Below are 13,609 nucleotides of genomic sequence, written 5' to 3'. Positions count from 1 at the left end.
CCCCCCTCCGGAGGCACCCGGATGTCACACGAGCCGCCTCTTACCCATTTGTTGAAGTCGACAGCACCCCCAGGAGTCAACATGAACCAGCACCTGAGCCAGGGCCGGTCGGCAGCGTCGCACGCTGCCGCACGGGCTTCTTTGCGCGCGGCTGCGGCGCGTGGTCGCGTCGACGCCCTGAACACCCGCTTTGCCGAGCGGTCGGCCGAGCTCCGCCGTCGGCTGGCCGCCGGCCGCGCGGGCGAGCCCGACGAGGCCGGCCTGGAGTCCATCGAGGTGGTCGTGCTGTCCGTCGTCGGCCTCGGCATCGCGATCGCGCTCGGCGCGGCGATCAAGGGTCTGGTCGACCGCTACATGGCACAGCTGGGTGGCGGGGGATAGAGCATGGACGAACGCGGTGCCGCCTCCCTCCAGACCGTACTGACGTACCCGATCGTCCTGATGCTCATCTTCGCGATGGTGCAGGGCATGCTCTACTTCCACGCGCAGAACACCGCCCAGTCGGTGGCCAACGGGGCCGTCCAGGCCGCGCGCGTCGAGGGTGGCAGCGTTGACTCGGGATATGCGGAGGCGGCGTCGCGTCTTGCACGCGGAGGCGAGGCGTTCGCGTCGGTCGACGTGTCCGTGACGCGCGGGGAAGAGATGGCCAGCGCACGTGTGGTCGGGCTGGCGCCGTCGATCGTGCCGGGGTTCCGCGGACTGCGGATCGAGCAGTCGGCCACCGGGCCGGTGGAGCGGTTCACCTCCGGAGCCGTGGGGCCATGACCAGCGGTCGCCGCGGAGTGACCAGGTACCTGCTGCCCGGACGGGTCCCCGCCCGGCAGCAGCTGCCCGGGCGTTCCGAGCAGGGCAACGTCGCCATCAACACCGCCGTCGTCTTTCCGATGCTGCTGCTCATCGGGCTGCTGCTCGTGATGGCGGGGCGGCTGGTGCTGGCCGAGGGCGTGGTGCAGTCGGCGGCGAACGAGGCAGCGCGGGCGGCGTCGATCAGCCGGACGGCGAGCGTGGCCGAAGTGCAGGCGACCTCGACCGCCACGTCGACCCTGACGAACTCCGGGGTGCGCTGTGCGTCGACGTCGGTCCGGCCGTCGACCGACGCGTTCGACCTGCCGCTCGGGACGGTCGGGACGATCACCGTGCGGGTGGAGTGCGTGGTGCCGCTGCGCGATCTCGGCCTGCCGGGCGCGCCCGGCTCGCGGACCATCAGTGCGACCGGCACGTCCGTGCTGGACGCCTACCGGGGGCGGTCATGACCAGGGGGGTCGGGCGGATGTGGGTGCGACGTGTGCGGACGGCGGGGTTGCGGAGGGGCGCTTCGAGGACCGTCCCGAGGACTGCTCGCGGGACGCGGGAGCGGGGAGAGGTCAACATCCTCGCGGCGGGCATGGTGCCCGCGCTCATCATCGCCATCGGCCTGGTGGTCGACGGCGGCGGGCGGCTGCAGGCCGAGGACGAGGCCGAGTACGCCGCTGACCAGGCGGCGCGTGCCGCGGCGCAGCAGATCCGGATCGACCGTGCCCAGATGGGGCTGCCGCCGGAGGTGGACCCGGCACGTGCGACGCAGGCCGCCGCCGACACCCTCGCCGCGCTGGGCGTACAGGGCGGAGTGACCGCCGTCAACGGCGCCGCCGTCAGCGTGGGTACCCAGGTCACCTACGAGACCACGTTCCTCACGTTGATCGGAATCAGCTCGCTCAGTGTCACGGCCGACGCCGAGGCGCGGGCGGTCCGCGGGATAGGACAGGAGGAACCCTGATGAGTACCTCGACAGTCCAGGGCCGAGCGGCGACGGGCGAGCCCGGCGGACCGCGGCAGGGCACGGGCGCACGCGTGGCGAGAGGGCTCGGCGCGGCGCTGCTCCTGATCGCGCTCGTCGTCGGGATCCCGGTCGGGTTGTGGATCTTCGGCGGGCCCGTGTGGACGGGACCGGTCAGCCTGAACCGGGTCATCTCGGTGCTGACCAGCCCTGACGTGACCGGCTCCGTCCTGATCGGGCTGATCAAGATCGTCGGCTGGATCGCGTGGATGACGTTCGCCCTCGCCGTGGTGGTCGAGGTGATCGCGGCGCTGCGCGGACGTCGGTCGCCGCACGTGCGCGGGCTGGGGGCGCAGCAGCGTGCCGCGGCCGTACTGGTCGGCGCGGTGATCACGATGCTGGTCGCCGCCCCGTCGGTGGCGCCTGCGGTGGCCGCGACGACGCCGCTCGAGACCGGCGCGGGCGGGACCGCCGTGTCCGCACCGGTCACGCCCGGTGCCGCGGTGGTCGCCGACGCTGCTGCTGGTACTGGTGCTGGCGAGAAGGTGGGGGAGCGTGCCCGGGCCGACGAGGCGCCGTCGGCCACCTATACGGTGCAGCCGGGTGACTCGCTGTGGCGGATCGCCGAGCAGACCCTCGGCGACGGCGCGCGGTTCAAGCAGATCGCCGACCTCAACTACGGCGTGCCACAGGCGGACGGCGGCGCGCTCGACGCCGGGAACTGGATCGAGCCGGGCTGGGTCCTGAGGCTGCCGGCGGATGCTGCTCCGGTCGACACCGGGGTCGCGCCGACCTCCGTCGGCCAGGTCGGCGACGACCCGGACGGCACCGTCGACGTGCACAAGCGCGGCGCGGCGTCGTCCGCCGAGGTCGTCGTCGAGTCAGGTGACACGCTCTGGGGCATCGCCGAGGAGGAGCTCGGCGACGGGACCAAGTACCCGGAGGTCTTCGAGGCGTCACGAACCACCGAGCAGCCGGGCGGTGCTCGGCTCACGGATCCGGACCTGATCCTTCCGGGCTGGACCGTGACGGTCCCGGGCGCGGGAGAGCCGACGTCGGACGCCGGGAACGGCGGTTCGCGGGCCGACGACGCGGAGCAGCGCTCGCCCGGTGCCGGCGAGCGGGATGACAAGCAGGGAACTGAGCAGGGCGATCAGGCTGACCAGCCGGACGACCAGGGGGCCGATGAGGGGGCCGATGAGCCGGGCGAGTCGGCGGGGCCTGCGGAGTCTGAGTCGGAACCGGCACCGGAGGGTGCGCGGGCCGACGAGTCGGGCGCCGCGGAGTCCGCCGCCGGTGCCGCCGGGCTGCCCCAGAAGACGGACCCGCCGGCCCCCGTGCGGCCCGAGCGGGAGCAGACCGAGGCCGAGAAGCCCGAGCGGTCCGCACCGACCACCGAGGCGACGCCGGAGGGCGCCGTCGAGGTCGAGCCGGAGGACATCCAGGAGCCGGGCGGCGCGGGGAACGACGTCGTGGAGCCGGGTGGCGAGGCCGGAGCACCCTCGGACGAGCAGCCGGCCGGCGGGGCGCCGGCCACCGAGCAGCCGAACCGGGCCGGCCAGAACGCGGGGCCCAAGGCGCCCGGCGGGGACCGGGACGGAGCCGGGCAGGGCAATGCTGGGCAGAGCGGATCCGAACGGGAGGGCACCGACAAGCCCGACCCCGCCGACGCCGGCACCGGAGCCGCCGGTATCGGCAAACCAGGGACCCAGGAACCGGCACCCGAGAAGACGGCGGAGGGAAACCTCGTCCCGCAGGCCCCGCCCGCACCGCAGGAGACGACCGGGCCCCAGTTCGACGAGGTCACTCCTGAGGACCTCCGGGACGAGCTCGACCTCGGGGCGGACCAGTCCGCCCCGCAGGGGCGTGTGCCGGGGGAATCGATCCCCGGTGAGAACCTGATCGCCGACGAGCTCCTGCCGCAGGACGATCCCTCCGTCGCGGAGACCGCGTCCGGCAGCGGCACCACGTGGGGCAGCGACCCGGCGTCGGACCGTGAGCAGCCGGCCGCGAGCCGCGCCGAGAGCCCTGCCGAGGAACAGGCTCCCGTGCCCGACTCCGACGTGAGCGCCACCTCCGTGGGCGGCGCCGTCACCGAGGAGGTGCTCCCCGACGAGCTCGCAGGGGACGAGCCGGTCGTCGGCGACAGCGCACCTGAGGTCGCCGTGGAGACATCTCCGCCGGTCGAGGCCGTGGCGCCCGTGGAGAGCTCGGGGACAGGCACGGCCTCCACCGCCGACCCGGCGGCCGCACCGGTCGACGTGGCAGGTGTCACCACCGCACGCCCCACGGCGACCGCCGGAGCAGCGGCCACGGTCGCCGACGACGGCACGTCGCTCCTCGACTCGGCGTCCGGGGTCGTGTCCGACGTCGTCGACGACATCGGCGAAGCGGTAGGGATCCGCACGGCGGCCGGCGTCGGCGGGCTGCTCGCAGCGGGACTGATCGCGCTGGTCGCCGTGAAGCGGCGGCGCGTGCACAAGGGCCGGGCACCCGGTGAGACCGTCGTCGTGCCGGGACCGGACACCCCCGCGGGCATGCTCGAGCGCGACCTGCGGACGGTCGAGGACCCCTTCGGCCGCAGCCAGGTCGACCGCGCACTCCGCAGCCTCGCCCGGTGGCACCGCGAACGAGGCCTCCCCCTGCCGGGTGTACGCGTCGCGCGGCTGAAGAGCGGCGAGTTCGTCGAGCTCTACCTCGAGCGCGCGGCAGACCTGCCCGAGCCCTGGGCCAGCACCACCGACCGGTTCGTCTGGCAGCTCGCGGCGGGCGACGCCGACGCCACGGCCCAGGTCGGCTCGGTCATCGAGCCCGTCGAGGGCGACGACGGCGAAGCGCCCTACCCGGCCCTCGTCACCGTCGGCCACGACGACGAGGACACGCACCTCATGCTCGACCTCGAGAACCTCGCGTGCCTCGACATCCGCGGCACGGACGCCGCCGCGCAGGCGACGCTCGCGGCGCTCGCGGTCGAGCTGGCAACCAGCCTCTGGGCCGACGACCTGCAGGTCACCGTGGTCGGTGCGCTCGGTGAGCTGCCGGGCGTGGTCGACACCGGACGGGTCCGGCACGTCTCCAGCCTCGCGGGCATCATCCGCGAGCTGGAGGCCCGCGCGGCCGACGTCGACCGGACGCTCGCCCAGGTGGGCGCCACCTCCGTCGCCGATGCGCGTGGTCGAGGGCTGGCGACGGACGCCTGGACGCCGGAGATCCTGCTCGTGGGAGAGCAGCTCGGCCTGGTCGAGCGCGCCAAGCTCGAGAGCCTGGTGGAACGGGTCCCGGGTGTGGGAATCGCCGCGGTGACCTCCAGCGCGGAGGTGGGCGACTGGGTGCTCGACCTGACCGGCGAGCTCACCAACGGCGACACCACCCGCGGCATCCTCATGCCCGCCTATATCGCGGTGCGTCCGCAGCAGCTCGACGCCACCACCTACGCACGAGCCCTGGCCTTGCTGGCCGAACCCGAGACCGCACCCGGCCCCAGCTGGAGCCGTTCGATCGACCGCACCGAACCGACGCTGGAGGAGATCCCGATGGATGTTGTCCGCGCCGGTGCCGCGGATTCTGACATGGCGGTCGGTGAGTCGGACGGTCCTGCGCCGTCGCCCAGCTTTGGGACGGGTAACGGGGGTAACGGCAACGGGGGCAACGGCAACGGCGGTGGTTCGGCGCCGAGGCAGCCCGAGAGGTTCTCGCCGTGGGCGAGTGCGGCGGTGAGCGTCGCGACGCCGCCGCTGGGTACGCCGGTGGTCCCCGACCCGCAGTCCCCGCGGGCCGAGCCCGTCGGGACCCCGCAGGTCGTCGAGGCGCCGATCGTGCGCGTGCTGGGTAGCGTGGAGCTGGCCGGGACGACGGGTGTCGAGCTGCCGTCCACACACCAGCGGCAGGCGACCGAGCTGATCGCGTTCCTGGCGTTCAACCCTGGCTCGCGCGGTTCGGACATCTCGAAGGCCCTGTGGCCGTCGCGCGAGCCGAATCTCGCCACCCGGCGCTCGGCGGTCTCGCGGGCGCGGCGCTGGCTGGGGACGGACGAGAACGGCTTCGAGTACCTGCCGCGCTACTGGTCGGCGGACGACGGTGGACAGGCCGACCTCGAGTCCGCCGGATACCGGCTGCGCGGGGTCAGGACCGACTGGCACATCTTCTGCGACCTGGTCGGTCCCGACCTCACCCAGACCCCGACGTCGGACCTGCTCGCTGCCCTGGACCTGGTGCGGGGCCGGCCGTTCGAGGGTGTGGCGCTGCGCAAGTACGTGTGGGCGGAGCAGCTGATGCACACGATCTCGTCGGGCGTCGTGGACGTGTCGCACGAGGTCGCGCGCCGCGCGCTGCTGGCGGGCGACGTGGCGATGGCGCGGCACGCGTCGCAGGTCGGCCGGCTCGCCGACCCTGTGGACGAGCGCTCGTGGCGCAACGGGATCCGGGCGGAGATCGCCTCCGGACGGCGGGACGCGGTGGGCCGGCTCGTCGACCGCCTGCGCGACCACCTGGAGCAGCTCGCCATGGAGCCCGAGCCGGACACCGAGGAGCTGTTGGCGCAGGTGGACGAGCAGGACCGCCGTCGCGAAGCGGACGCGGGCCGGTCGTCGCGGGGCTGACCTCGTCGCTGGTCAAACCGCTCACCGCTGATCGAGCCTGTCGAGACCTTCATCCCGACAGGCTCGATCCGTACAACCGCCGGCCCAGTCTCTCTTTCCCGCTGTGCCAGGTATGTGGACCTTGCCTTCGATCGGCTTGGCGCGGACGGAAAAGGGCCGGAGGTTTCGGTGGGATCGCCCGGATGTTTCCGCATGGCGAGGCTGTTCCGCCCGCTGGTCGAGCTTGTTGAGACCGGTTATCCACAGCACCCACTTTCCGGATCGTGCTAGCCCGGCTAGCGTCATTCCCCACTGTTGCGGATACGCAACGGTGGGGCGTGAGCGGCAAGGGGGCGTACATGGATGGCGCGGCGATGCGTGTTGCGGGGCTGTTCGTGGCGGTCGGACTGACCTTGTCTGGCTGCACGGGTTCGAGCCCGGATCCTGAGGTGACCGCTTCATCGACAGAGGATTCGTCTGGGAATTCGACGCCCGCGGTGTCCGCGAGCCCGTCCCCGTCGGCGCCGACCAAGCCGGAGCGTCCGGACGCGATGGAGCGTGACGACGCGGAGGGTGCGGCTGCGGCGGCGGAGTACTTCATCGAGCTCTACCCGTATGTGATGGCTACTGGTGATACCGAGGAGTTCGAGGCGATGTCGCATCGGGCTTGTGGGTTTTGCGATGACGCGCTTGAGGACATCGCCAGCTTCCAAGCGAATGACCAGACCTATCGGGGGGGCGAAGCAAAGGGGGATGATCCTGGTGAGCTACGCGCGAGACGCACTCACTGGTATCTACCCCGTAGACATGTCGATCCAACAAGAGGCGTCGATGGTCACCGATGACACTGGCAACGAGATCTCTTCGGCGGAGTCGTCTACCTCTGAAGTGCGTGTCGAAATGGGTCGACGGGCTGGTTCGTGGGTGGTCGTCGAGATCGCATCAGCTCCAGGGACATAGCGCCATGCCAACCCGAACGTCAGCGCTCGTATCGACGATCTTCGTTGTAGCTGTCTTCAGCGCGACACCACCGGCTGCTGCGACAGCGGACCATCCTACGATTGGCGGTCGTGCTGAAAAGCAATCGATCACCATAGAAGCGCAGCTCCAGGCCGCTGGAACCCCAGCGGCGCGTAACTCGGCGGCAGGCGGTGACTCGCTAACGCCCGCATCGCCCGTGCGCCAGTGGCGCGTCACTCCCGCGATGTGCTTCCTCCGCGACCTCGGCGGTGCTACCGCGTTCGCCGAATCTTGCGACGAGGGCCATCAGCTCGCCTACGCCGGCATCGAGTGTGAGGACGACGAACAGCCGGTCGGCGCCCTGTTCGAGCAGCGACGCCAGGGGGACGGCTGGTCGGATGCCGCGCTGGTCGAGGAGGAGTCCTGCCTGGCGGAGCGTCGCCAACAGGTCGATCTACCAGCGGCGGCGGCTCGTGCGTTCCAGGAGATGCAGATCGCGCCGTCTGAGGTGAACGTGCAGCCGCCGGACGGATGGACCCTTGTCAACGTCGACACGATTGCCTTCACTGAAAGCCAGCCCCGCACAATGAGTACTAGTCTGTTCGGCATACCCGTCGACATCAGGGCTGTGCCTAGCAGCTACTCGTGGGACTTCGGCGACGGATCGGCACCTTTGGTCACCACCGACCCTGGTGCTCCATACCCGGCGCACACGGTCGCTCACGCCTACGTGAAGCAGGGCGCGGTGACCATCTCGCTCACCACCACATGGCATGGCCAGTTTCGGTTGGCCGGTGAACCGACCTGGCATGACGTTGCGGGAGAGGGGACCACGGTGTCGTCGTCGGGCAGCCTGGAGATCTTGGAAGCGAGAGCGCGTCTGGTGGAGGACCTGTACGGCGGCTGACCCGATCGTCGCTTTGCGCTTATGCCTTAGGGCGTCTTTGGTGTCGCCCCAGCCGTGTCTAGGCAGCGGTCTATGAGCGCCGTGAGCTCCAGTGAAAGCGGGAGTCCGGTCCGCTCTGCGGGTGCGACCTCGTCGTAGAGGGTGATCGCCACGGGGCCCGGCTGCTGGTCAGCCGCAGCGTCGGTGCAGAGCAGAATGCCGACTGTCGGACCGTGAACCTCGGGTGCGCGGACCAGGTCATCCACCAGGCCAAGGGTGTAGCGGGCGCGTGCAACGAGGGCAGGGTCGAACCGGCCGGCCTGGACTTGGATGGCGATGTAGCGCATCTGGGTCACGTGGAAGAGGAGCAGGTCGATCGTGTAGTCCCGGTCGTTCTCCGTGAGACTCACGTGGCGGTCCACCAGGCACATGTGGCGATCTGGGGTGGCGAGCAGGTCCTCAAGGTGGTCCACCACTATGCCCGTGAACGAGCGTCGAATCGAGTCGACGAGTTCGCCGACCACGTCCTCGAACCCCTCGGGCCGGAAGTCCTCTGTGCGCTGGAAGAAGCTCATCGTTCGGCCCTCGCGAACGCGATGACACGACCGGCGAGATTCTGGGCATCAGATCGGGTGAAATTGCTCATGACCTAAGCCTGTAGAGGGATCACAGCATCCGCCACCCGAGTTGCGTATATGCAACGAAGCGGTATAGCCGAGAACGGCGGTCAGTGCCAGTGCATGACGTGTTGCAGGCCTGGCCATGGCTACCGTTGGCTGGATGTTGTGAATTATCACAGGAGCGCCTTGCCGGGAAGACGGATATAGCGCACCCTTGCTTACGGCCGTGTTCACTGAGTTCTGCCCGAAGTTGAGGGAGTCGCCGGATGGTCTCGTCCGCCATCACGCCCACGCGCACCATCGCCGTCCTCATCGGAGTCGCAGTCATTGCGGTAGCCGGGTTCGCGGTCGTGCGCTCGGGTGTGTTCGAGCCGGAGACGGTCCAAGGTGCGATGCCTGGTCCGGGCTCTCCCTCAGCATCGGTCTCGGCGCCGAAGAGCCCGTCGGCTTCGCCGTCCCCGACTCTCGTGCCGTCAGCCGAGCCGACAACGCCGGCGCAGATCAGGGCCCAGAACATCGCAGACGCTAAGGCGCGGCTCGTGGAGTACTACGAAACGACGGCGGCGGTCGCTAACAATGGGTACGAGGACTGGGATACGAAACTTCGGCCTTTCTGGGGACACCCAGCCCTGCGTGCTTCGCTTCGAGATGTGTATACGGAATCTGCCGAGACTGGCGATTACACGACCGGCGCGGCATCGGTTGAGTCAATGAGCGTGACCGACTACAAGGAATCGGATGTCGCCAATGAAGAGGTTCATATCAACGCTTGCGTGGACTTTGGTGACGTGCAAACATTTGCCGCAAACGGCCAGAAGATTCCGCGCGCGGAAGGTGCGCCGACTCGATACCTATTCGACTATGTGATGCGGCATCAAGGGCCGGATAGTTATTGGACGGTAAACGCACAGAGCCCACACCCGGAGCAGGCATGCTGACCTCACAAGGAACCCATATCGTTAGATGTGTTCTGGCCGCTTCAGTGGCGACGGCAGTGATCTTGCTGGCCGCTCTCGTGCCGATTCCAATGGCCGCTGCAGACGAATGTATACCTGCGACAACGCCGGATGGAGTCGAGGTTCCGTGTGAATCCAGCGGCGGCAGTGGCAACGGTGGAGACGATGGCGAGGGAAATGCTGGCGGCGGCGGTGGCCCTCGGATATGTCGTGACCTTGGCGAGGCAGTTCCATGTAGCACCGAGTACGGTGGGTGGGACGGCGATTGCTACGTGCGCAACGCCAGCCCGCAACCTCCTGCAGGCGACCCTGCTTGGGAGGGGCACGAGCCGGGAGATGGGATCGTCCTTGAGTGCACACCACGACACTGTGCGGAAGCGGGCGGTGATGTGGTGGCATGCCGAGGCCATTCGTACTACTGGTCTGCCGATCCAGCTGCGCCAGTTGGGCCTTCCGCCGAAGAGCTCGCCCAGCGTGCCGTCGCATCGATGAACCTCACGATGGGCCAGATTGGTTCCACCCCACCGGCAGCCTCGCGTAACCCGAACGCCGTCGGTGCCATCGGTTTGCCGATTTGGCTGTGGATTGCAAACCGAGCGGAGAACACTGTCGGCCCGATTGTGCGTACCGCGGGTGAAGGCGGGCTATCGGTCAGCGCCACGGGAGAACTCGACCGAGTTGAATGGACCCTCGCCGCATCGAACGGTGCAACGGTGGGCGCCATCACATGCGATGGCGCCAACGCACCGGGTACGCCTTACGACGGTCGTAACAGTGCAGAGCCATCCCCGACCTGTGGATTCGGGGCGGATCTGAACAATAGTCCGGGCGCCCTGACTCTTACCGGTACGGCCCACTGGGTTGTCGAATGGCAGAGCAGTGGAGGGCAGCGCGGCCAGATCCTCTTTACACCTCCGTCCACCAGCACCCAGATCCGGATCGGCGAGCTCCAGGCGCTCGTGCAGAACTAAGCTCCCTGTGCGATGGTCGCCGTCCGTGGGAGGTGGCTTGACCTATAGCGCCCTATAGGTCGTGTCATGGGACGAGTGCCGCCCACTTTGACTCCGCAACTCGACGTCGACGTCGACGTCTCCGATGAGGGACTGTCGATCGGCGAGGTTGCGGCGGCCGTCGGGCTGAGTATGCAAACCCCTCGCTGTTTCGAGCGCGAGGGTCTGCTGCTCGAACCCACGGCCCGCCGCAGCTGTTCGGCGAGAATCACGAATCGTAGTCGTGGGTCAGACCTGTGCTATGAAGCGCTCGTAACGCCACGCAAGGAGTTCCTGGCTAGGGTGGTCTGCTCGACGTTTCGGAACCTGGATACTACGGCCGTGCATCTCTTGGAGCCCGTGCTTCAGCATCGGCCCGTCGGTCTCTTCAAGTAGATTGTCGGCGATTCGAACTTTGAAATCTGGCGTGACGCCGAGCATGTCCTGGTCGTATGCGGCGTGATGGATCTTGCACAGCGCGAGACCGTTATTGACAGTGGGGATACCTCGTTCATCAGAGTCCGGGACGATGTGTGCTGCATCGAGCAGGGAGCCGTGCTTGAGCTCGCATACGGCACATCGCGTTTCGTATGCCACGATCACCCTGGTGCGGAAGGCAGGTTGATGTAGGCGCTGCTTCGCGAGCCGGCGGGCGTAGCTGCGTTGGTTGTCGGGCATGCGCCTCACGTCAGGCACAAAGGTGAACGACTCATCCAGCGCAATGATGAATGTGCGCTCCTCCGGGTAGTCTTCGACCACGTACACGGGGCTGACGGGCGTGTAGATGTTAGGAACCTCTTTTCTGAAGAGGATCAAGGGGGCACCCGTCGCCATGGCGTTCCGCAGCTTCCGGTTGTCTCCCGACCATGGGTCGCCTTCACGGTACGAGTAGTGGAGTAGGCCATCTTCCGATTCAGTGTCGTCGTAAGGCCCATTTGTGGCGCTGACGATCGAGAGCGTGGATTCGAAAGAGGCGGGATTGCGGATTCCGCGAGAATAGTCGATTATCGGCAGTCTTTGCTCGTCGATGCGAAAGTCGAGGAGTTCTGCTCGGTGAAGAAATCCGCCGTTTGCCTCGGCGCGCTCCTGGACCCAGGAGATAATTCGGGTGCGCAAGGCGCGTTCGACGGCAGATTCCATGGGGACAGCTCACCAGAAACGTGCTGCTTCTGGTACCCCGGTGTCGGGTGAGGTGGTCGCCGCGAAGCTTGAGAGCAGGCAGGTCGTGCGCTGGGGTAGCAGGATGGGCCAATGGCGACCACCCGAACCATCGTCCGCGGCATCGGCCAAGTAGCACTCGGCGCCGTCCTTCTTACCGCCGGCATTGGCCACCTGACCCGTGCCCGCGAGGAGTTCCAGGCGCAGGTCCCTACCTGGGTCCCCGTCGATCCCGACACAGTGGTGGTCGGCTCGGGGATCGTCGAGATCGGACTCGGCACCGCGCTCGTGGCCACCTGGAAGCAGCCTGCTCGACGTCGGCTCGGAGCACTGGCCGCGGCGTTCTTCGTCGCTGTCTTTCCCGGGAACATCGCACAGCTCGTGGAGCATCGGGACGCGTTCGGCCTGGACACTGATCGCAAGCGTGCGCTCCGGCTCATCGGTCAGCCAGTTCTTGTGGCGTGGGCATTGGCGGCGACACGCAAGTAGGGGTCTCGACAGGCTCGACCAGCAACGCCAGGGCTCCCACCCAGGGTGCCCGTACTCACACGGCGTCGAGCATCCCCAGCCTGCTCGCGAATTCCATCAGCTCGAACGTCGAGCCCGTCACCAGGGTCGCGCCGGCTGCCTTCGCCGACTCTGAGAACGGCCCGACGTTGCCGTAGAGCACAAACGGCGTGATCGGGTCGTTCGTGCGCACCTTCGCCAGCAGCCGCAGGCCGGCGTCAGGCACGTCGGTGCCGGACTCATGTCGGCCCATGTCCGAGATGATCAGGCCGTACGCATGGTCCTCCAGGAGGAGTAGTGCCTCGCTGGTCGAGCGTGCGGTCTCGACGTGCGCGCCGTCGCGCCGCCAGGAGTCCGCAAGGACCGCGTTGTTCTCGGGGTGGTCGTCGACCCAGAGGATCGAGCGGGGCGGGGTGATCCGCCTCTCCAGCTCCTCCCGCATCCACGAGGTGTCGACGGGCTCTTGGCCGGCACCCCCAAAGATCTCGTCGGCTTCCGCCTCGGGACCCTGCCGGCTGTCCACGTCGTCCAGCCGCCGCTTCAGCGAGGCCACCTCGCGCTGGAGGTCCGTGATCATGTCGGACTGCTGATCCGTCGCCTGCTTGAAGTTGAGCCGCTGCCCGCCGATCTCGAGCGTCACGTCGTCGGAGTTCTTCAGCTTCGACAGGAGCTGCCGTCCGAAGACCAGCAGCACGACGATCACGAGCAAGGGCCACAGGAGGGCGGCAATAGCGCTGATCAGGTCGGCCACGAGGCAAAGGTACCGGTCAGGGGATCATGGACGGGACAACGCCCGTCGCACCGAGGATGGAGGTGCCATCAGTGACCGAACCTCTTGCTCGTGTTCGCGAGATCTGTCTCGCGCTGCCCGAGGTGACCGAGAAGCTGAGCCACGGCTCGCCCACATGGTTCGTGAGGAAGACCTTCGTGAGCTTCTCCGACCATGGGCACGGTGGCCCACTCGCGATCTGGTGCGCGGCCGCGCCCGGCGCGCAAGAGGAAGCGATCGAGAAGGAACCGGACCGGTTCTATCGCCCGCCGTACGTCGGGGTCCGCGGGTGGTTGGGTGTGCGGCTCGATGTCGATGTCGACTGGGACGAGATCGCCGCCATCATCGAGGACGCGTACCGGCAGGTCGCGCCGAAACGGCTGGTGGCGGAGCTGGACGAGACGTAAGGGTTTCGACGGGCCGGGTCACGA

General features: G+C 68.4%; 14 protein-coding genes. 11 read left to right on the top strand and 3 right to left on the bottom strand.

Annotated features, from left to right (window positions below):
* The first annotated feature begins 81 nt into the window (after positions 1-81).
* From LUM46_RS13770 to LUM46_RS13740, 7 genes are all read left to right on the top strand, one after another.
* Positions 82-381: a hypothetical protein gene (locus LUM46_RS13770; RefSeq protein ID WP_274994614.1), complete on the top strand. Its 300-nt coding sequence runs from the start codon at positions 82-84 to the stop codon at positions 379-381.
* A gap of 3 nt (positions 382-384) precedes the next feature.
* Complete coding sequence (locus LUM46_RS13765; protein ID WP_274994613.1) at positions 385-765, top strand: TadE/TadG family type IV pilus assembly protein; 381 nt, start codon at positions 385-387, stop codon at positions 763-765.
* Positions 762-1,253, top strand: a complete 492-nt coding sequence (locus LUM46_RS13760; RefSeq protein WP_274994612.1) for a TadE/TadG family type IV pilus assembly protein — start codon at positions 762-764, stop codon at positions 1,251-1,253. The genes LUM46_RS13765 and LUM46_RS13760 overlap by 4 nt, the downstream gene beginning before the upstream one ends.
* On the top strand, positions 1,250-1,756 hold the full coding sequence (locus LUM46_RS13755; RefSeq protein ID WP_338109894.1) for a pilus assembly protein TadG-related protein: 507 nt from the start codon (positions 1,250-1,252) through the stop codon (positions 1,754-1,756). Before LUM46_RS13760 ends, LUM46_RS13755 begins: the two co-directional genes overlap by 4 nt.
* Positions 1,756-6,354: a LysM peptidoglycan-binding domain-containing protein gene (locus LUM46_RS13750; protein ID WP_274994611.1), complete on the top strand. Its 4,599-nt coding sequence runs from the start codon at positions 1,756-1,758 to the stop codon at positions 6,352-6,354. The genes LUM46_RS13755 and LUM46_RS13750 overlap by 1 nt, the downstream gene beginning before the upstream one ends.
* A 317-nt stretch (positions 6,355-6,671) precedes the next feature.
* A complete protein-coding gene (locus LUM46_RS13745; RefSeq protein ID WP_274994610.1) occupies positions 6,672-7,178 on the top strand; it encodes a DUF6318 family protein in 507 nt (168 codons plus the stop codon).
* Positions 7,179-7,537: 359 nt separating this feature from the next.
* Positions 7,538-8,200 (top strand): PKD domain-containing protein, encoded by a 663-nt coding sequence (locus LUM46_RS13740; RefSeq protein ID WP_274994609.1) that lies wholly within the window; start codon positions 7,538-7,540, stop codon positions 8,198-8,200.
* A gap of 26 nt (positions 8,201-8,226) precedes the next feature.
* Here LUM46_RS13740 and LUM46_RS13735 read toward each other — a convergent pair whose 3' ends face one another.
* Complete coding sequence (locus tag LUM46_RS13735; RefSeq protein ID WP_274994608.1) at positions 8,227-8,754, bottom strand: PDDEXK nuclease domain-containing protein; 528 nt, start codon at positions 8,752-8,754, stop codon at positions 8,227-8,229.
* Between the two features lie 584 nt (positions 8,755-9,338).
* Between LUM46_RS13735 and LUM46_RS13730 the strand changes: the two genes are divergently transcribed.
* Positions 9,339-9,737 (top strand): hypothetical protein, encoded by a 399-nt coding sequence (locus LUM46_RS13730; protein WP_274994607.1) that lies wholly within the window; start codon positions 9,339-9,341, stop codon positions 9,735-9,737.
* 506 nt (positions 9,738-10,243) lie between these two features.
* Positions 10,244-10,726 carry a hypothetical protein gene (locus LUM46_RS13725; RefSeq protein ID WP_274994606.1) on the top strand — a complete coding sequence of 161 codons (483 nt, stop codon included), beginning with the start codon at positions 10,244-10,246 and terminating at the stop codon, positions 10,724-10,726.
* 267 nt (positions 10,727-10,993) lie between these two features.
* Here LUM46_RS13725 and LUM46_RS13720 read toward each other — a convergent pair whose 3' ends face one another.
* Positions 10,994-11,884, bottom strand: a complete 891-nt coding sequence (locus LUM46_RS13720) for an HNH endonuclease (RefSeq protein WP_274994605.1) — start codon at positions 11,882-11,884, stop codon at positions 10,994-10,996.
* 111 nt (positions 11,885-11,995) lie between these two features.
* Between LUM46_RS13720 and LUM46_RS13715 the strand changes: the two genes are divergently transcribed.
* On the top strand, positions 11,996-12,391 hold the full coding sequence (locus LUM46_RS13715; RefSeq protein WP_274994604.1) for a DoxX family protein: 396 nt from the start codon (positions 11,996-11,998) through the stop codon (positions 12,389-12,391).
* A gap of 55 nt (positions 12,392-12,446) precedes the next feature.
* Here LUM46_RS13715 and LUM46_RS13710 read toward each other — a convergent pair whose 3' ends face one another.
* Complete coding sequence (locus LUM46_RS13710; protein WP_274994603.1) at positions 12,447-13,160, bottom strand: DNA-binding transcriptional response regulator; 714 nt, start codon at positions 13,158-13,160, stop codon at positions 12,447-12,449.
* Between the two features lie 26 nt (positions 13,161-13,186).
* On the opposite strand from LUM46_RS13710, the gene LUM46_RS13705 reads away from it, so the two are divergent.
* A complete protein-coding gene (locus tag LUM46_RS13705; protein ID WP_338109893.1) occupies positions 13,187-13,585 on the top strand; it encodes an MmcQ/YjbR family DNA-binding protein in 399 nt (132 codons plus the stop codon).
* Positions 13,586-13,609 lie beyond the last annotated feature (24 nt).

The organism is Promicromonospora iranensis (genome assembly GCF_028994805.1).
GTDB lineage: Bacteria > Actinomycetota > Actinomycetes > Actinomycetales > Cellulomonadaceae > Promicromonospora > Promicromonospora iranensis.
The sequence above is the reverse complement of the archived record's forward strand: the minus strand, read 5'-3'. Positions and strand labels throughout refer to the sequence as shown.

What these genes read in the sequence shown, in the direction of transcription:
- LUM46_RS13770 (WP_274994614.1), top strand. Translation starts at nt 82, where the DNA reads ATGAACCAGCACCTGAGCCAGGGCCGGTCGGCAGCGTCGCACGCTGCC.
- LUM46_RS13715 (WP_274994604.1), top strand. Translation starts at nt 11,996, where the DNA reads ATGGCGACCACCCGAACCATCGTCCGCGGCATCGGCCAAGTAGCACTC.
- LUM46_RS13705 (WP_338109893.1), top strand. Translation starts at nt 13,187, where the DNA reads ATGGACGGGACAACGCCCGTCGCACCGAGGATGGAGGTGCCATCAGTG.
- LUM46_RS13750 (WP_274994611.1), top strand. Translation starts at nt 1,756, where the DNA reads ATGAGTACCTCGACAGTCCAGGGCCGAGCGGCGACGGGCGAGCCCGGC.
- LUM46_RS13720 (WP_274994605.1), bottom strand. Translation starts at nt 11,884, where the DNA reads ATGGAATCTGCCGTCGAACGCGCCTTGCGCACCCGAATTATCTCCTGG.
- LUM46_RS13755 (WP_338109894.1), top strand. Translation starts at nt 1,250, where the DNA reads ATGACCAGGGGGGTCGGGCGGATGTGGGTGCGACGTGTGCGGACGGCG.
- LUM46_RS13725 (WP_274994606.1), top strand. Translation starts at nt 10,244, where the DNA reads ATGAACCTCACGATGGGCCAGATTGGTTCCACCCCACCGGCAGCCTCG.
- LUM46_RS13740 (WP_274994609.1), top strand. Translation starts at nt 7,538, where the DNA reads ATGTGCTTCCTCCGCGACCTCGGCGGTGCTACCGCGTTCGCCGAATCT.
- LUM46_RS13735 (WP_274994608.1), bottom strand. Translation starts at nt 8,754, where the DNA reads ATGAGCTTCTTCCAGCGCACAGAGGACTTCCGGCCCGAGGGGTTCGAG.
- LUM46_RS13765 (WP_274994613.1), top strand. Translation starts at nt 385, where the DNA reads ATGGACGAACGCGGTGCCGCCTCCCTCCAGACCGTACTGACGTACCCG.
- LUM46_RS13760 (WP_274994612.1), top strand. Translation starts at nt 762, where the DNA reads ATGACCAGCGGTCGCCGCGGAGTGACCAGGTACCTGCTGCCCGGACGG.